At 54.5% G+C, this 19,065-nt stretch carries 14 protein-coding genes and 1 pseudogene; 6 read left to right on the forward strand and 9 right to left on the reverse strand.

Annotation, left to right across the window (positions count from 1 at the left end):
• The first annotated feature begins 28 nt into the window (after positions 1–28).
• Positions 29–1,126, forward strand: a complete 1,098-nt coding sequence (locus ISP18_RS00550; protein WP_380016054.1) for a sensor histidine kinase — start codon at positions 29–31, stop codon at positions 1,124–1,126.
• Positions 1,127–1,882, forward strand: a complete 756-nt coding sequence (locus ISP18_RS00555; protein WP_380016052.1) for a LytR/AlgR family response regulator transcription factor — start codon at positions 1,127–1,129, stop codon at positions 1,880–1,882.
• A 100-nt stretch (positions 1,883–1,982) separates the two neighbouring features.
• On the opposite strand, the gene ISP18_RS00560 is transcribed toward ISP18_RS00555, so the two are convergent.
• From ISP18_RS00560 to ISP18_RS00600, 9 genes are all read right to left on the reverse strand, one after another.
• Positions 1,983–2,279, reverse strand: coding sequence for a pentapeptide MXKDX repeat protein (locus ISP18_RS00560; protein ID WP_380016050.1), 297 nt, complete (start codon positions 2,277–2,279; stop codon positions 1,983–1,985).
• 153 nt (positions 2,280–2,432) lie between these two features.
• Positions 2,433–2,915 carry a Rid family hydrolase gene (locus ISP18_RS00565; protein ID WP_380016048.1) on the reverse strand — a complete coding sequence of 161 codons (483 nt, stop codon included), beginning with the start codon at positions 2,913–2,915 and terminating at the stop codon, positions 2,433–2,435.
• A 23-nt stretch (positions 2,916–2,938) separates the two neighbouring features.
• Positions 2,939–4,849: a TonB-dependent receptor gene (locus ISP18_RS00570; RefSeq protein WP_404559228.1), complete on the reverse strand. Its 1,911-nt coding sequence runs from the start codon at positions 4,847–4,849 to the stop codon at positions 2,939–2,941.
• Between the two features lie 366 nt (positions 4,850–5,215).
• Positions 5,216–6,352 (reverse strand): L-lactate dehydrogenase, encoded by a 1,137-nt coding sequence (locus tag ISP18_RS00575; protein WP_380016044.1) that lies wholly within the window; start codon positions 6,350–6,352, stop codon positions 5,216–5,218.
• A gap of 141 nt (positions 6,353–6,493) precedes the next feature.
• Positions 6,494–7,153: an OmpW/AlkL family protein gene (locus tag ISP18_RS00580; protein WP_380016042.1), complete on the reverse strand. Its 660-nt coding sequence runs from the start codon at positions 7,151–7,153 to the stop codon at positions 6,494–6,496.
• Between the two features lie 134 nt (positions 7,154–7,287).
• A complete protein-coding gene (locus tag ISP18_RS00585) occupies positions 7,288–8,754 on the reverse strand; it encodes a UbiD family decarboxylase (RefSeq protein WP_380016040.1) in 1,467 nt (488 codons plus the stop codon).
• The gene (locus tag ISP18_RS00590; RefSeq protein WP_380016038.1) at positions 8,754–9,362 is read right to left on the reverse strand and encodes a non-oxidative hydroxyarylic acid decarboxylases subunit B; all 609 of its coding nucleotides are present in this window, start codon (positions 9,360–9,362) and stop codon (positions 8,754–8,756) included. The genes ISP18_RS00585 and ISP18_RS00590 overlap by 1 nt, the downstream gene beginning before the upstream one ends.
• Before the next feature lie 211 nt (positions 9,363–9,573).
• Positions 9,574–10,458: a hypothetical protein gene (locus ISP18_RS00595; RefSeq protein WP_380016036.1), complete on the reverse strand. Its 885-nt coding sequence runs from the start codon at positions 10,456–10,458 to the stop codon at positions 9,574–9,576.
• A complete protein-coding gene (locus ISP18_RS00600; protein WP_380016034.1) occupies positions 10,443–11,294 on the reverse strand; it encodes a sensor histidine kinase in 852 nt (283 codons plus the stop codon). The genes ISP18_RS00595 and ISP18_RS00600 overlap by 16 nt, the downstream gene beginning before the upstream one ends.
• A gap of 425 nt (positions 11,295–11,719) precedes the next feature.
• Between ISP18_RS00600 and ISP18_RS00605 the strand changes: the two genes are divergently transcribed.
• The 4 genes and pseudogenes from ISP18_RS00605 (at position 11,720) to ISP18_RS00620 (ending at position 18,756) form a co-directional block, all read left to right on the forward strand.
• On the forward strand, positions 11,720–14,671 hold the full coding sequence (locus ISP18_RS00605) for an ATP-binding protein (protein ID WP_380016032.1): 2,952 nt from the start codon (positions 11,720–11,722) through the stop codon (positions 14,669–14,671).
• 72 nt (positions 14,672–14,743) lie between these two features.
• Positions 14,744–15,040 (forward strand): annotated as a pseudogene (locus ISP18_RS00610) (winged helix-turn-helix domain-containing protein); the annotation flags it as partial.
• 192 nt (positions 15,041–15,232) lie between these two features.
• A complete protein-coding gene (locus ISP18_RS00615) occupies positions 15,233–17,569 on the forward strand; it encodes an ATP-binding protein (RefSeq protein WP_380016096.1) in 2,337 nt (778 codons plus the stop codon).
• Positions 17,570–17,769: 200 nt separating this feature from the next.
• Entirely contained in the window at positions 17,770–18,756 is a 987-nt protein-coding gene (locus ISP18_RS00620) for a phytanoyl-CoA dioxygenase family protein (protein ID WP_380016030.1), read from the forward strand.
• Positions 18,757–19,065: the final 309 nt, after the last annotated feature.

Raw genomic sequence — 19,065 nt, forward strand, 5'->3', positions numbered from 1 at the left:
GCGATGACTTTGGTGTAACGTTATGGTCATGACTGACGTTCCGCCGCACACGCGCTCAACCCGCTGGACTTGGATCGCGGCCGTCTGGTGTGCGGGCGCGCTGTTCGATGCGAGTCAGACCATCTTCATCATGCGCGCCATGGGAGAGGGCAGCTCGTGGCTTTTACCGTTCGTGATCGCGTTCGTGTCCTGGCTACCCTGGGTGTTGGCGACGCCGCTTGTTATCGAACTGGCGCGACGATGGCCGTTCGTTCACGGTGCGGTTCTGAAGACGGCGATCGCACATCTGGTGGCTTTCGCCATCATCAGCACGGTCGCTGAAACATGGTCGGCGTGGCTTCGAGTCATCTTCAACCCATGGCACCGTGAGCAGCCGCCCACTTTCGCGCACACGTGGAGGTCCTTGTTCACCAACCAGATCCTGACGTTTGTGATCGTCTACGTCCTGATTCTGACAGTCACCTACGTTGTCGACTCGCGTAAAAAGATGGCCCGGCAGATGACCGAGACCGCGCGGCTCAATGAGGAGCTGTCTCGCGCTCAGCTCGCTGCACTACAAAGTCAGATGGATCCGCATTTCATGTTCAACACGCTCAATTCGATCGTTGGCCTTGTGCGAGACCAACGCAACGATGAAGCGGTCGGGATGATCGTGGGCTTGAGCGAGTTTCTGCGTCGTGCGTCGGAAGACTCTCACCGGGCGCAGGTGACCCTGACGGAGGAAGTTGAGTACCTGCAGCGCTATATCGATATCCAGAAGGTCCGGTTCGGGAACCGCCTTCGAGTGAGTTTAGATATCCCCGTCGAGCTCGGGGATGCACAGGTCCCGAATCTCCTGCTGCAGCCACTCGTGGAGAACGCCATCAAACACGGCGTTTCCAAGCGCATCGCCGGCGGTGAGATCCGTGTCGCAGGTGCGCGCTGTGATGACACCCTTCGTCTCACGGTCTACAACGACGGCCCATGGGTCCAAGAAGATCTGGAGGCGGCGTCCGGCGGCGTCGGCCTGAGCAATCTGCGCACCCGATTGCAGATCCTGCACGGCGATGGATCCGAGTTGCAGTTGAGGCCGGTCGATAGAGGCGGTGTGGAGGTTGTCGTGACACTGCCGTTCGTGGAGACGTGAATGGCAATGTCTGAGGACAATTCCCAATCGATCCACGTTCTGGTCGTCGACGACGAGGCCTTGGCGCGTCGCAATCTCACACTCCTGTTGCGCAACGATCCCGATATCGCATCGGTGATCGAATGCGGATCAGGGCTGGAGGCGATCAAGGAGATCAGACGGTCCAGGCCCGATCTCGTGTTCCTGGACGTACAAATGCCCGAATGTGATGGCTTCGATGTGCTCGAGCTCCTTGGTGCGGATATGCCCGAGACCGTTATCTTCGTGACGGCTTACGATGCGTATGCACTGCGCGCCTTCGAGGCGGGCGCGCTGGATTACCTCTTGAAGCCGTTCGACGATGCTCGCTTCCATCGCGCCCTTTCTCGCGCGAAGGAAAAGCTTGCGCGTTATGCGCCAACACAACGCCGCTCGATCAGCAAGATCGTGGTCAAGAGCCGAAGCCAGACCTTGTTCATTAACGTGTCGGACATCGACTGGATCGAAGCGGCAAGCTACTACGCCTGCATCCATGTGGGCGTGGCCACACACATCCTGCGCCGCACGCTGCAGGAGCTCGAGCAGGATCTGGATGCACGAACATTTGCGCGCATCCATCGCTCGATCATCGTCAACCTCAAACGGGTTCGGGGGCTGGAGCTGCAGGACAGTGGCGAATACGAGGTCGTGCTGGATTCCACGGCTCGCCTCCGTTTGAGCCGCCGCTATCGCAAGCGCATTCAGGACCGCCTGGAAGAGCTGTCAAGCAGTCGTTGATTCCGTCGCTGTGCCGTCGCCAAGCGACTTGAACTTTAGGTGAAAGCGAAAGACTGCCCATGCCAACTGGGATGACATGGGCAGGGGACAGTAGGGGCTTTTAATGCTGCGAGTCGCCATTTCCCATCGTGCCGTGGCTCATGTTGTCCTTCATCGCATCGCTGCTCTTGGGGTCCTTGGACATGCCATCTTTCGCCATATGTCCCTTGGACATCGCGTCTTTCTTCATCGCGCCGTGGCCCATAGCGTCCTTCTTCATGCCATCGTGAGCGTTGCCGGTTTGGGGCATTGCGTCATGGCTCGTTGTGTCTTTCGGCATCCCCATGTCTTGGGCAAAGACGCTGCCGGCACCGAGAGCCAGGCACATGGCAAACACTGCGGAATTTACGTTTTTCATGGGTAACTCCTAGCTATGCTTGGGTGAGAAAATGCACAGAGCTGCTACTGTGCGGGGTGAGCACTAAACAGGTAGATCGACGTCGAAAGCATTTGCTGAATTTTTTTCATACAGTGTGACTCCAGGAAATGCGAATGCATGAGTGATTGACCGCTACTTTGGACGCACTGCGATCACGTCGATTTCCACCAGAGCGCCGCGGGCGCCGGCCGGCAAGACCACCTGCACCGTGGTGATTGCGGGCTCGTTCGGTTGCTCCTTGGTGCCGAAGAACTGGGAATATCCGGCCCGCGCGCCGAGGATATCCATCTTGCCGCCTTTCGCTGGATCGCCTCCGAGGTACACACGCATCATCACCACGTCGCCCAGCGTCAGATTCTGCGATTTGAGGAACTTCTGTATGTCCTCGAGAATGCCTACGTATTGTGACTTCGTATCGGTATGCATATTTATGTCCGGGTCGAGCCATCCGCTCACATACAGCGCGTCTCCGGCCCATACCGCCTGCGAAAATGGAAGATTGGCATTCGTCGGGTTTTGACTGTGCGTCAGAGGAATCCGTTTTATCGTTTGCGCTGAAGCTGCCAGAGGAGCCATCAGCGCAACGATCAAAAGAAGGATAAGCTTGATCTTCATGCGTTTAATCCATCCTTTGCACGTTATCTAAGGTCTGTCGTGATGTAAGCAAAGACAGTCCGCGGTGGCGGCCATTGGAAAAAGCCGGGCGTGTATTGAGTCGTCCATTTTTTCGTCGCCAAAATGTTTTGGATCTGCAGACGAAGGCTGCTTTTCTTGCCGAAGGCAGTGAACTGATACCGCCCACCGAGATTCACCTGCGTGACCTCGGGTGAATAAACGCCGTTATCGATGGTTGCTGGCGCAGTGCCAAAATGTGTGGCCGACGCATCTAGCGACGCGGCCGGTAACCATGGAAGGACATAGTTGACGTTGGCCACATACGTCAGAAGCGGCTGGCCGACGGCGACAAAACCGACCTTCTCGGCGGCCAGGTTCGGCCCCACGATGCTGACCTTGCCATCGAGAATGCCGATATTGACGTGCAGGTACTTGAACAGCTCACCTGCGATAGAGAGCTCGACACCCTTGGCTCGTTGGACGCCGAGCTCCCGGTCGACGTTGTTCGTATCCAGATTGAAGTAAGGCTTCTGCAGTTCGAAAACGCCCGCGATGATCTTGAACTTGGGTGTCACGACATAACGTATGCCCGAATCGATTTGCCAAGTCTTGGATGCCGGAAGAACAGCTCCGCTGTTCTTGGCGGAATTGGGCGCGGCACCGGAATTCTCGAGCCCCTGGGTGTATCCGGCATAGAGCGTCCATTGCGGAGCGAGCGCAAAGGCTGCGTTGCTGTAAGCGCGAGGAAGATGCGCCGACATGCCGGAGTCGGGTGTCCCCGGGGCGACGACGGTCTCGCGATAGTTTTCGTCCTGAATACCTACTTCGAATTCGGCGCGTTGGTGCCAACCAACGTGATAGGCCGAGCCCACACTCCACAGCTCGGTGTGATCATTCGTTAGCGCCGAATACACGAAGTCCGGTTTCGGCAGCTCAGCCAGCACACCGATGACGGCCGGCCCCTCGTCGACAGCATCCTCGCCGCCGTAGCGTGCCTTGGTGTCCCGGCCGCGAGCCATGAAGATGAGTTGCTGACGCCAATCACCTCCTGTGAAGGCGCCCGTCAGGCGCACCTCACCGGAGTTGGAAGATGTGTTCTGATCTGGATATCCCACGACCAGATGCTCGGACTGGCCATTCGGTTGGACCTCGGTGTACTGATCCGCAAAGCTGACGGGATAGTCGTTAGTCGAGCGAAATACACCTACCTTTAGCCGCCACACCTGGGTCAACTGCGCAGACACGATGCCTCCCAGATTCATCGTCACGTTGCGGCCTTCCGCCCAGTTTTGGCCAAGGTAGTTTTTGGAAATAGCAGGTGGTAGGAAGTCACCCGCCGTGAAGTACAGCGGAAATGTCTTTGCGTTACTGGTTTTCTGCCAGTCAACAATCGCGCGCACAGTGATTTTGTCGTTCGGCGACCACACAGGCGTTGCGCCTATGCTCGTTACATTCGACGTGTATCCGGGATAGGGACCGTAAGACGGCGTCTGTGTGCTGACTTGCGTGCTCACTCCCATCGGCAGAACGAGCTCGCTGCCGATCAAGGGTAAACTGCCGTCGATACTCACGCCGCGTGCCTCATAGGGGCCGACATTTGCAATGATCGTTGCACTGGGCACGTCGCCTCCGGCATGGCGGAGGTCGTAATCCACGATACCGGTAGGCGCGGGAAAGGCATAACCGATTTCGCTCACGCCTACCTTGATGGTCGAATCCTCGATGACACGATTGGACAACGCACCTTGTTGATCGAAGTAGAGGCCGTCGATCCGCACATTGCCGGCGGCTTGCGGATTGAATCCACGCACCAGGCCCGGGCTGTATAGGCCCACTGACTCCAATCCGAGCGTCAATCCATAGGCGTCATCGGCGGCGGAGATGGGATTATCAGCCGCGTGTTGAGCGCTGACTGCGGTCGCCTGGAACGTCACGGCAGCGGCGATTACGACAGAGAACTTCCGACGCTTCGTATATGTGACGCGCATAATGTCCCGCTTCCGATTCAGGCATCGAACTTGCGTGATGTCGCGAACACGAGTGTATGGGTGCGGGCCAGGCCGGCACACACCGCTTGCTGCAGCAAAACGACCACCCGCTGCAAGAACGTGCAGGCAAGCCCGTCTTTGGAAACGGTTCGACGCTTCTTACGACAGATGGTTTACGGGCAACTCATGAGTGCTTCACGCCTTGAACGGACGGGCGCGGCATTTGGACAGTGCTGTTCTATATAGCAACGATGCCCGCTATTGATGCGGTGCTACCGGATAAACATGACGCGACCTACGCTGCGGCGTGTGTCAATCCTTGAGCAACAAGTCTGGGGTGGCTCGGTTGACATCACTACACCCGGTCAGAATCATGCCGACCCTGAGTTCCTCTCGGAGGATGTCCAACATATCTCGCACCCCTGATTCACCTGCCGCCCCCAATGCATATGCCCACGCCCGCCCTACAAAGCACGCCTTGGCACCAAGCGCCAGCGCTTTCAACACATCCAGGCCCGAGCGAATACCACCGTCCATAAACACCGGCACTTTACCTTGAACGGCATCGACAACCTTCGGCAAGGCTCGAATCGTTGATGTCACGCTATCGAGCTGCCTGCCACCGTGGTTTGACACCACAATCCCGTCGATATTTGTCTGTACCGCGCGCTTAGCATCCTCGGGATCGAGAATACCTTTCAAAATAATCTTTCCAGGAAAGATCGACCGTATCCACTCGATGTCTTTCCAGGTAGTCGATGCATCAAAATTGTCGTGAACAAATTTTCCATACGGAACGCCTTTTGGCATCGCTCCTGCCACAGTACCGAACTTCAGTGGCCGACCTTTAGCGATGATATCGAGGGCCCAGCGAGGGTGCGTCGCGCCTTGAGCTACGAATCCCAGCATCCCCAGAAGCGTCGGGTCTTTCTCCATTCCGTCGTGCACCGCGCTGTAACGCCGCCCGGGGGTTGCAAGATCGACGGTGAATACCAATACCTTCGAGCCTGCGGAAACGGATCGCTCGATCACGCTCTTCACGAAACCGCGGTCTTTGAGCATATAAAGTTGAAACCACGGAGGAATGCCGGTCTTTTGCGCGACCTCGTGCACATCGCACACGCCCATGGTCGACAGCGTAAACGGAACCCCAGCCGACTTCGCCGCATTGGCTGCTTTGACTTCGCCGCGGCTCGAGTACATTCCGGCCATGCCGACGGGTCCGAGGACGACCGGCAGTGACATTGCCTGGTCCCACAAGTCGATCGACAAGTTGAGATGCGATTCGTCCACCATCACACGTTGGCGCAACAGCGTGGCCTGTAGTTCCGCGATATTCGCGCGCAGCGTGTTCTCTTGGTAAGAACCACCACTGATGTAGTCGTACAGGAATGGGGGAAGTTTTGCTTCGCATTGTTTGCGATAGTCTTCAACGTTCGCGATGATCACGCTGCTCCCCCACGTAGTGAAGCGATCATTTAGGCAAAGCTAACGTAGCGAAGCATTTCTGGCTTGTACGCGATTGACTGGATATGCATAAAAGCTACGTTAGTTAAAAGAGACTAAGGCAAGCTAAGGGTTAATGATCCTTCATAGTTTGAATTTTATACCTACAGAAACAAGTGTCGGGTTAAGTTGAATTCGAGCATTTACGGGAATCGCATCGTCCAACATGCCTCTAGCGTTAACGGATAGCCACAACTGTTTCACATCCGCAAACATCTGCCACTTATCAGAAATGGCGTACTCAACGCCCGCCTGCATCGCATACCCCAAGCTACTGTGCACATCGAGATTGGATACTGCTCCGTCGTGATTGTGAAGAATGATCGCGTACACGGGGCCGGTGCCCACGTAAGGATGGAACTTCGTGGAGAAAGGAAATCGGTACCCGAGGGTTAGGATGGCTGGCCCGTAGGTCACTGCTCCGAGGTCGCCTATGGATTTAATGCTTCCTCTCCCACTTATTTCTGGCCTAGGCGGAAACCCGGCCATAAACATGACGAATGTGTTTGGTGTGAAGTTGTAGCCGACTTCGAAGATGGCCGTGAGGTTGTTGCTTACGTCCGCCGATGCTCCGGGAATTACTCCGGCAGGGGTCGCGATTCTCGCGTTTGAGTGGTAGAGGGCGCCGAGCGCCCCCATCCTGACAAACCACGCATTCGCCTCATCGGTATCTGCGAAGCAAATGCTTGGCAGTATCACGCAGATAAAACACAACGCCCAAATCAGTCGTTTCAAATTGGTCATGGCAAGAAAGCAAAACCTTCGTGTTTGCTCTACAAGGTGGTCGAACTTCACCCAACGCCAACGCGTGATCACACCGTCTGATCTGATCGCCGCTCCACACGGATGTGTTATGAACTAAATTCCAGCCGCACTGATCAGCTTCCGGCTGCCACTACCTTGGCGCGAAGTTCGGAAGAATAAAGATTGTCAAATGTGGCCGGACGAACGCGTTCGTCTTCTACGGGTGGGAGAAGACCGTCATGGATTACGATCGATCCTTTCGCATGGTGGCGTTCCTCTTCGGTGTAACAGAGATACCAAGGCAAGATGGTTACCGGCCACTCTTCGTGACGAAGGTTGGGGTGTATGCGGGTACCAAGTGCCCACAGCACATCTGAAATATTGGAAGGATCGATATCGTCATCGAGCACATACGTTATCGGACACATCCGGCCAACACGGTCCGCGCTCATTACCTCGCCGATTCGGTGCACAAATTCACCCGTCGTCAATCCCGGCAGAGCTTCTCGCCAATTCCGTGGGACCGTGACAATCATCCAATGGCAAGACGTCTCGACGAGCAGCCATCCCATAGAAATGGGTAAGCCAGCCTTGCGAAGGAGCGCAACAATTTCAGCGGAAACGCCAAGCGCTGGCGCGACTTGCGAGTCATCAGCGGGCCGACCGGTCGTGCATATCGGCCAAATTGGGTCATTCCGATAGGTGATTGCCTCGATCGTATAAATGGGCTCTGGCGATGTCTCGGTCAACGCCCATCCGTGAAATTCAGCGAAGGGTCCTTCCGTAGCATCGCGCTTAATCGAAAGATGTCCTTCGATAACGACCTCAGCGGTCGCGGGAACTTCAAGGTCGTTTGTCTCGCACTTCACAACCTCGACGGCTTCGCCATAGATGGCGCCGAGAACGCCGACTTCATCTACGTCGGCGGGAATCGGCATGCCACCCACAACCGCCGCCCCGGGATCGCCACCTTGCACAACAGCGAATGGCATTGGCTTGCCGATCTTCTCCCACTCTTGCCATACCATGCCAATGTGCTGCTGCGGGAGGACTAGGCCGGTCATATGACGCCCGTCGAGCATCTGAATCCGGGAGATGGACCAGTTTGTCCATCGGCCATCGGGGGTTTTCGCGACGATGAAGCCCCATGTATTGACATAGCGACCACCGTCGTCAGGGTGGACGAACGGAATAGGGAAGTGATCGAGCGTCGCCTCACTTCCCAATAGAATGTTCTGCTTGCAAGGAGCAGTCTTTGAAGGGACGAGTTTCGGTGGGATGGGGGGCTTCTGACTGGCCTCTACCAAGCAATCAATTAATTCTTTTGCTAGTGTTTGATAGGGAAGGCCAAGAGAGAGGGCAATACGCCCAAGGGGATGGCGGCGATCACTAGAAAGTGCACCGAGCGCGCCAACCATTTGGAATCCTTTCTTGTACCCCTCGATGTTTCTAAAAAACGGGGCGGGCCGAAGCTGCTCAGTCGATAGACGCGTGATCGCAGACGCCTCAAGAATCGCACTAACTTCGCGGTCTATGTAATCCACGTCGTTTAACGATTTCAGTACCTTAAGAAATTCGCGAAGATCCTTAATCCTGTTCATCAGATGCTCTCCACTCTTTTGAGGTTCGGCGATTCCTGCGCGGGCATGCCGTTCCACCTCTTGGCTTCTACAGGAGACTCGATCTCAAATTGATCCAAGATTCGAGTAGTAATGTGAGAAACAATGTCGTCAACGGATGATGGTTTGTTGTAAAAGGCCGGCATAGGGGGAACGAGTCTTACTCCCATGCGCGCAAGCGCTAGCATGTTCTCCAAATGGACTTCACTTAGCGGAGTCTCGCGCGGCACTAAAACAAGGCGTCGACGTTCCTTCAACATGACGTCCGCAGCACGAGCAATCAAGCCATCGGCATAACCTGTACGGATGCCAGCAAGAGTTTTCATGCTGCATGGGGCAACAATCATCCCATCAGTCAGGAACGAACCCGACGAAATCGCCGCCGCTTGGTCATTCCACCCATAGACGACATCGGCTAACCGACAGACGTCATCTACCGAAATATCGGTCTCCAAGTTAATCGTCACACGCGCCCATCGAGACAACACCAAGTGCGTCTCCACGTCCGGGACATCTCGCAACTGACGAAGAATTTCAACGCCGATCGCAGCACCGGTAGCGCCAGTCATTCCTACAACGATCCGCTTCATCTAAGGTGATCTCAGAAATGGATATGTAGCGTCTTGGAAAAAGTTTATTGCCAGGATGAATCTATTGATTGGATATTAGAAACATCTCTTGTATGCAAATGTATTTATCGCTGCATCGTCTATATGAGACGACATTAGCGTCATACCGAATCCGCTTATTGCTAAGTGATGAAGCCGACTCGCGAAGCGAGCGTGGCCTCGAAGGGCTCGGTCACTTTGGAAATAGCAACTGAAACTGTGCTCGAAGAGTCCAATCGGCGGCATCGTGCGGGCTTACGACATTCTTGAACACCTGCAATTGGAAGTTCATGGCCTGCTTGCCAAAGCGAAACGCACGCCCTCCGCCGCCGCCCAGCGGCACAATCCACCGTTGGTTGTCCGGCCCTCTCCAGTTCGCGGTGATGATCGGTGAACTTGCGAGATACCAACCGCGCGGAAAGTTGTAGTTGATGAAAGGCTGCAAAGTCATCTGATGCACGGTGTTTCGGTCTGAGGGACCGGCCACGGAAGCGACATCGGTGAGGAGTGCACCGATAAGCCAGTGACCCTGAATCGTCAGTACTACCGCAGATAGTCCAGCGTCGAACTTGCCCTGGCCCAACTCCTCATGCGAGGCCGTCGCAAAGGCGAACGCCGGACCGACGCCCCAGATGATGTCACCCGGGTGCGAAGGCGAGAGATACAGAGCCAGCGATGTATCTCCCAGACCAACCAGACTATTCGTCGCTTGACCGAGCGGCGGCTCGTATTCCAAAGGAATGATCGCACGCGCAATGACATTCCAATCGTTGCCAACGTTGAATGGCAAGACGGGTTGGATGTTGAGCGTATCCTGCTCATCGTTATGCGGACCGACCCCGAAATTCAGATTGTTCTGAAACGGCAGCGATATAGCCTTCGCGATTGGGTTCTGGGCAAGCTGCGAGAGCTCAGGGGTTTCTTGCGCGTAATCATTCGAAGCCGCGAGCATTGTTGCGATAATTCCGGAGATACCAACGAAAACTCTGCGCCAACTCTTTGTGCGACCCGTTGGGCAGCGTGTCGTAACGTTCACGATGTCGCCGTTCCATTCGTTTTCGATCACCACGTCATGCATGAGTCTTTCCCTCCATGCGGTGATCCGCGTAGCACCGGATGCAGGAAGCCAACAGACCTCCCGCGAGGAGGAGAACGGCGAACACGATGTGGGTGCGCGTAGGCGACGCCTGATGGGACGACGAGCTCGATCTCTGTGCCAGGTCCTGGCCGCATCCTAATCATCAATCGACTGTGTATACCGACTGCGCGTTCTCTCATGCCAACAAGCCCCCAATGTCCGGGCCTGTGCCCCATTCGCGCTATTTTCGGATCAATGCCTAAACCATCATCGCGTATACACAAACTGAGTTGCTTGGCTCCGTAAGCAATCTCCAATTCGATATTGGCCGCCTTCGCATGCTGAAATGCATTAAGAAGCGCTTCGCGACCAATGAAATAGATTTCTTCGCAAATATACGGATCTACGTTCCGTTGAACGCCGTCACGCATGACCCGAAATCGAGCGGGCCATTGTTCCGTCAGCTCTTTACCAAACGTGTCGAAGAAAATGGTGAGATCACTGGCAGCGTAATCGCGAGTGTGCAGATCTTGCAGGCGGTCACGCCCATCCACAATGACGTTGCGTGCCCGATCCAATGCCTGCACGACTTTCTCGCGATAAGGGTCTTCATTTGGAATGCGATCGGGGACAGTTTCGAAAAACAGGATCAAACCTTGAATACCCTGTAGAAACGTGTCGTGTAGCTCCCTTGCGATACGCTCACGCTCCGCATGTCGAACCTCGAGCCTGTCACGAAGCGTATTCACCATTTTCCTGTACTGAAAAGTGGCAATAGCGATGAGGCACAACATCACAGTAACTATTGAAACCATTGCAAAGCTCTGGATCTGCATGCTGTGCTCCTATCAGGTTTCTAGCCCAATCGATCTTAGGAGCGAGCTGCCAAACGCGCGCGTTAGATGTCGTTAGAAATCATTAGGTCATTGCCAGATAAGGCGCCGCATGTGAAAGGCGCGTCCGAAGCGACCAGGCTCTAACACTTGTACTTGAAGGCGTGCGTCACTTGGGTTATCACTTTCAATAACATCCAGCGCGCGCAGACGAAGGGGCTGAATTTCGTCTCACCGGTAAAATCCATGCTGCCGTCGCTGACGCGACTGCATGTGCCAGTCCGAGGCCAGCCGGTGCCTGGATCAGGTCAATTTTGACCCTCTGGTGCCGATGGCGATGTTAGGTATGCCACTGATTTAGATCGAGTTTGGTGTTCAAGACCCTCGCCGCGAGAGGGAGCTCGCAAAGCCAATGAGATAAGCAACAAATGAGCACGAACGTGTTGGTTCATTCGGAGACTCAAGGCGATCTGCCCAGCACGGAATATGAGGTTTTCTCGTTTGGGCCCTACAAGCTCTTCTCGGCTCAACGTTTACTGGAGCGGTCAGGACACCCCGTCAAGCTGGGTGGTCGTGCATTCGACATCTTGATGCTGCTGGTTAGGCATGCCGGCGAGGTTGTAACACACCGTCAAATCCATACCACCGTTTGGGCTGGGCTGATCGTAGACGGGGGGAGCATTCGTTTTCATATGTCAGCTTTGCGCAAGGTGCTTGGAGGCACCCAGCTGAGCTGTGAATACGTCGTCAATATACCCGGACGCGGATATTGCTTCGTAGCGCCGGTCACCAGTCTGCCCGCAGCCAGTCCAGCGGCAAAAAGAAATCCCGACACTTCTCCAAGAGCGGCCGCGCATGGCTTGCCGCCAGTATTAGAGCGTATGGTCGGGCGGCAGAAAGCCATTCACGATATTAGCAGTGAGTTGCTTGCCGAGCGGTTCGTAACCATTGTCGGGCCCGGTGGTATCGGCAAGACAACAGTTGCGGTAGGGGTCGGGCATTCATTTTTTGCGCAGTTTCCCGGCCCGGTACAGTTCGTGGATCTGGGCAGCGTACGGGAGTCCAGCCAAGTTGCAGCAGCCGTCGCAATCGCCATCGGTCTGCAAATTCGGACTGAGGACCCAGTTCCAAGCATTCTGGCAGCTCTACGGACATGCCAAATGCTGCTGATCTTTGATAGCTGCGAGCATGTCTTGGATCAAGTTGCTCCGCTTGTCGAACAAATCTTTGCATGCGCTTCAGAGGTTTTCATTTTGGCAACATCTCGCGAGCCTCTTGGGGCGGAGGGTGAGCATGTTTTCAGACTGCAACCACTGCGGATACCTCTAGAAGGCGCAATTATCACCGCCAGTGAACTCATTGAATATTCGGCGATAGAGCTATTTCTGGAGCGTGTGCAAGCCGGAGGCTCTCGTATCGAGTTGAATGATGCGAATGTGGAAACGGTGATTGCTATTTGCCGCAGGCTAGATGGCATGGCCCTGGCGATCGAACTTGCTGCAAGCAGGGTGCAGGCGTATGGCCTTCGTAAGACGGCCGACCTTCTGGGCCACCAGTTCTCACTCCTCTGGCCGGGGCGACGAACCGCTCTTCCTCGCCATCAGACGTTAATGGCTACCTTGGACTGGAGCTACAACTTGCTTTCGCCGGCGGAGCGCCGGCTCCTTTACCGACTTTCGGTGTTCATCGGAGCATTCGATCTCGAAGGAGTCATGGTTGTAACCCAAGCTCCCGCTAACTTTCTCGAGCTGGAGGGCAACGCTGACCTATCCAGCCTCGTGGCGAAGTCTCTTGTAGTTGCTGAATCATCTGGCGAGCGGACGTGTTACCGCCTTCTCGACACCACGCGCAACTACGGTCTTGGAAAACTAGCAGAGTCGGGCGAAATGGAGGAAGCAAACCGGCAGCACGCCAGATACTACGAACGGGTGCTGATTCGTCATGCACAGATCGAACAAGGTACTGGCGAGTGGCCTCGTGCCTTGGCATCGAATCTCAATGACATTCGTGCGGCAATGAGTTGGGCTTTGTCCAAAGACGGCGATGTTTCTCTTGGTGTCCGTCTTGCCGCATATTCGACGTCGCTATGGTTAGGACTAGGACTGTTGCCGGAATGCAGAGACAGAATGAAACAAGCCGTGTCGGTTGCAGATCATAGTGAAGCGACGATCGAGGAGAAAATGCTGATTCAAATGGCGCTTGGCTCAACCGTCATGTTCACTGTCGGACTGGGTGAAGCATTTCGAACATCTTGGACCAGCGTTCTTTCCCTAGCTGAAGAAATTGACGATAAACAGCATCAGTTGAATGCTTACTTGGCGTTGTGGGCGCAACAGATTCGCGCTCTGAATGCAGGTGAGGCATTGATGCTTGCGCGACGGTGCGATGCAGTGGCGCGAAAATTTGGAAAAGCGGGACCGAAAGCAATGGCTCTTTGGATGCTGGGCTTATGCGAACATCACACTGGCCGTTACGAAAGTGCCAAACGCCATCTTGAAGACGCTCTTTTGTCAGAAGACGACGCGGACCGGATGTTGCAGTTGCGTCACTTTGGCCATGATCGTCGAGTGGATGCGCTTGGCGTATTGTCGAACACTTTCTGGATGCTTGGACGCACGGCTGATGCACTGGAAACGAGTGCCATGGCAGTTGCCGAGGCACGCCAACTCGATTATCCGATTCCACTTTGCATCGCACTTTCCTGGCACTGTTTTAATCTCTACGTGATTGGGGCTGAATGGTCTGAGGTGGAGCGCCACGCTGTTACCTTAATTGAGCATTCCCGACATCACGGAATAGAGGCTTACCAGGGATTTGGCATCTGTTTGCAGGCGTTGTCAGGCAAGTCGGAGGTCGATGCTGAAGAGACTGCATCGATCGTTGCCAGTGGGATTAAAATGTTGGTCCGCGGGCAATACACTGCATTTAATCCAATCTTTCAGGCAGACGCAGCACTGGCGCTGGCGGAAGCGGGATTGCGGATTCATGCTGAAACCTTGTTTGCCACAATGCTCAAGGAAGATCGCAACCCGGATCACTGGTGCATTCCAGAGATCGTTCGCATCAAGGGGCAATTGGCACTGAGCCGAGGCAATAACAAAGAGGCCGAAAACTGCTTCAAGATGTCTATCGACTCGGCAGTCCGGCACGGATCCTTGGCTTGGCAGTTGCGCTCGGCTAATAGTCTTGCTGCCCTGTGGATCAACGAGGGGCGACAGGACTTAGTCTACGACCTCCTGGGTCCGTTGGTGGCCTTGTTCAAAAAGGGCATCGTGAGCCGTGATTTACAAAGGGCAAGAGCGTTGCTCAAATCATTGACCCTAGCCTCAAACAGCTCGCTGGCAGATAGTCCAAACACCAACGGTCTAGGTGAGAACTAAGATATTTTGACAGTCTTTAGTAGAGCTGGATCTTGGGCACAGTGCCGGTGGCGATTGGCGGATATCTAAAATATGGCAAGCGAGACGCAGTGGGTAAACGGAGACATTTCTTTCGGCCCATTTCGCTTGTCGAAACTTGAAGAGCGCTTGGAGTGCAATGGCAATCCGGTCCACATTGGGGCGCTGGCATTCCAAATTCTGACACATCTTGTAGAGCATTCCGGGGAAGTCGTCAGCAAGCAGGCTCTCATGGATGTCGCATGGCCCAATCTTTCCGTAGATGAAAGAAATTTGTTCTTTCATATCCACATACTTAGGAAGGCTCTAGGAGACGACGGGGATCGATACATTTTAAGCGTGCCTCGAAAGGGTTACTGTTTCGTAGGGCCTATCACAAGGCACGACGATAGTCAGTCGAATTCACGACTTACAATCTTTCCAATCGGACCACCACGTGCGATACCTCGATCTCTTCCGTTAATTGGTCGTGCACTATCGATCGAAGAGATAGTTGTACTGCTTTCTTCTCACCGTGTCGTGAGTGTGACTGGACCCGGTGGGATGGGAAAGACATCCGTCGCAATCACGGTTTCCCAGCAACTTGAGTCGAAATTCCGCGATGGTGCTTGTTTTGTAGAGCTTGGGCCCGTTGAAGATCCATCTCGTGTGGCAGAGGCTTTTGCTATTGCTCTGGGTCTACCAGTCAAGAAAGCGCAGCCGTTGGGCGATATCCTGCAGTTCGTCCAATTGAAGGAAATGTTGATACTCGTAGACGGATGCGAGCATGTGATCGACGAAAGCGCAGCGCTTATTCAAGCGATTGTATCCAGCAGCGTAGGCGTTCGCATTCTGTCAACTAGCAGAGAGGCATTGAGAATAGAAGGTGAATGGGTGTTCCAGTTGCCCCCACTTACCTCTGCTCCGATAGGTAAAGAATTATCTGCGTCAGCCATAGCCAGCTATCCCGCAATTCAGCTCTTTATCGAACGAGCCGAGATGGCGACGAATGTCACACTGTCGGATCGGGACATTAAGTTGCTGGTCCCGATTTCTAACAAACTGGATGGATTGCCTCTTGCGATAGAGCTTGCAGCCTCCCAAGTTTCAGCAATAGGGCTAGAAAAACTAGTTGACGCGCTTGGGGAGCCCGCTGTTTTGGAATGGGCAAGAAAGGAGATCGTTCCGCCAGGGCATCAGACCCTCAGCGCAATGCTTGATTGGAGCTGTCAGCGGCTGAGCGAGCTGGAACACTGCATGTTGCGGCATCTATCGTTATTTAGGGGATCTTTCGAATTTGAAGCTGCAATAGTGATGATGCAAGGGACAATGGACGGCTCCGAAGCGGCGATTGTACTCTCCCAGCTAGCCGCCAAATCACTGTTGCACGTTGATCGAACTGACGTTGTTGTGCGGTATCGACTTCTTGATACCACGAAGGCCTATGCGCGCTTCAAGTTGATGGAATCGGGTGATTATGCTGATGCATGTCGCAAACACGCTCGTCTATACGCGTCTGCCTTAGCCCGCTTTCAAGATCCCAATTCGGATCGGCTACTACAGAAAGCCTTCGCAGGACAGATTGAAGATATTACGGCCGCAATTTCGTGGGGATTCCAGTCGGATGGCGATATCTCACTCGCTGTGGATCTGGTTGTTGGCAGCCTTCCGGTTTGGCAATCTCTCCACCTTCTTCAGGACAGAAAGGTCTACATTGAAAAGGCGCTTCTCCATCTCGATCAAGTTAACGTAAGTGTGGATGTTGAGCTTACTCTTCGATGCAGTCTCGCATTCACGATTATGCTGATATCGGGCTTCACAGAGGAATTCACCGTCGCGTGGTGGCGAGTCTATGATGTCGCTGAAGCCGCACAGCGAGTGGATATGCAAATGGTTGCTCTGTTGCGTCTCTGGTCGCAACAAGTACTACTGTCAGATGCACATAAGGCTGATGATTTCTCGAATAAGTTCCAACGTCTTGCGCAAACGAGTGAAGGGGCATTGTGGACCGGAATTGCTGACTGGTATCGTGGTTATCTGAGGTATCAGGCTGGCGACTTCCTCGGCGCGCGAACCTTTCTTGAACGAGCTGCGAGCGAAAGTAGGCAATCTTCGATAGATATCCAGCGGAAGGTCTATGGTTACGATTGTCGAGTAAGTGCCATGTCGCATTTATCTAACACGATCCTCTTGCTAGGAGATGTCGGGCGTGCCACAGAAGTTGCTAAGCAGGCCGTCGAGCTGGGTTTATCCGAAGCGGATGATGTTTCGGTATGTAGTGCTCTTTCGGTGGCAACACACAATCTTATTTTGATAGGCAGCATCGAAGAGGCGGAATCCTTAGCTCGGGAGTTTCTTAAACAAGCCGAGGAGCGCGCGCTTGGCAATTTCTACAGTCTTGCTCACGCCTATACTGGCCTACTCAAGCTATGGAAGGGTGATGGTGGAGGGCTCAAGCAGGTGGACGATAGCCTGGTTCATATGACGAACCTGGGATATCCAGCTTGGGTACGCGCATTCACAGCCGAGCGCCTACACGTCCTGATCGAGGGGGATCTTGTTAGAACGATTGGCGTTGGTACGACAGCGCTAAGCACATCTGAACCGAACTTATGGGGTTGGTACTTAGCAGAAGCTATTCGCTTAAACGGCCGGCTTGCTCAGATCAGTGGCGATACATTGGAGGCCGAAAGACTGTTTCTTGCTGCCCTAGAAGTTGCTCGTTCGCAGTCATCGCCATTTTGGGAATTGCGAGCGGCAAATGACCTTGTGCAGCTATGGTCTTACGATAAAAGAATACATGGCGGCCGTGTTCTACTTGAGGATATTTGTTCAAAATTCTCGAGTGACATGCCCACAAAGGATCTGATACGCGCAAAGTGTCTTCTCCGCAGCTTATGACCCTACCTTCCTAGGATGCCTACCTCGGGTGACATGATGTATGTAGCGGAAATACGGTAAAAGCTTTGGTAGGGCAGAGCGCTCGTGACGCTGATTGATGCAACTGGGGCAGCTTTCGGCGGAGAAGCGTTGACGCTTACTATGACTTCGGACCCGGAAGGTAAATTAAGGAAATCCAGGCGACTCTACTGAGAGGCACGATGGTCGAAACGGCGGCAAGTCTTGGTATCGATGAGTTGCATACTTACTGGGCTTGCGAGTGCGCGCCAGGATTTGCTGCGCCGCTACCGCGGGATGTCGTGAAGACGTTGCTGGCTGGCTTGCGTCTTAACGTGCTGGAAACCCTGCGCTATTTGCATCAGGAGCAGCCGAGTTATGCGCAATTCGAAGCCTGGATATGGGAGCGCAATGGCGGCGAACTGAACGAAGTCTCGTTGAATCGCTTGCGGCGTGCATTAGCAGGCGAGATCGTAGGTGCCGAAGTCGGCAGTCTCGAGCGTGTCGAGGGTCTGACCGCGGACGACCTTGCACATTGGCACGAGCATGGCTACGTCATCCTGCGCAACGCAATCAGCCCGGAAGCGGCGGAAATCGCAGAGATGGCCATCTACGATTCTTTAGGGATGGACCAGGACGACCCAGAGTCCTGGTATCGCGAATCGCTGGGCCATTCCATCTGGGTGCCGCTACTGCGGCATCCGGCGCTGGTAGCCAATCGTCGCGCACTACGTATTCATAAGGCCCATGCACAACTGTGGGGGCGCGAGGATCTTTGGGTAACTATCGACCAAGGCGGATTTAATCCGCCGGAGCGCGAAAACTGGCCGTTTCCCGGACCGCATTTGCACTGGGACGCCACGCTCGCCGAACCGCACTGCTTTGACTTGCAGGGCATCCTGTATCTCGCCGACGTTGATGAGAACCAAGGGGCATTTAGCTGCGTACCGGGCTTTCATCGCACGCTGAAGCAGTGGCTGAAAAGCGTTCCCGAGGGCGTGAGTGCGCATGATCATGCGAGGCGCACCTTGACGATGAAGCAGGTTGCTGCAAAGCGCGGCGACATGATCATCTGGCATCACCTGCTGCCGCATGGCAGCAGTCCGAACCGCGCACAGCGACCACGCGTCGTGCAATATATGTCGCTGCAGCCCACGCGCTTTGCTTACACCGAGGAATGGAAGTCTTGATTGCGATGGCTTCGCTAGTGAAGGCACTCAGGTAGTTAAAGGGGACATTGCTGTCGCTCATTGGACGGGGAGCCCAAGGTGTGTATGAAGTCGGCTAGAAACACTTCTCAAGTCCACAGACGCATTCCAGTGACACGCATAGAACGCTCTGTGTGGCCGTCCAACGAATAGACGGCCACACTTGATGGGCATTCAACTTAAGCCCTTTGCGAATACCGGATTCATGCCAAGATTTAATACAAAGAGGTTGGGGAGACAACATTCACATTAACCGGATAGCCTGGTTTAATCTGCGCCCCGGGGCGGAGG

Origin of the sequence: Dyella humi, assembly GCF_044904605.1 — a bacterium.
In the GTDB taxonomy this organism is placed as follows: Bacteria; Pseudomonadota; Gammaproteobacteria; order Xanthomonadales; family Rhodanobacteraceae; genus Dyella_B; species Dyella_B humi.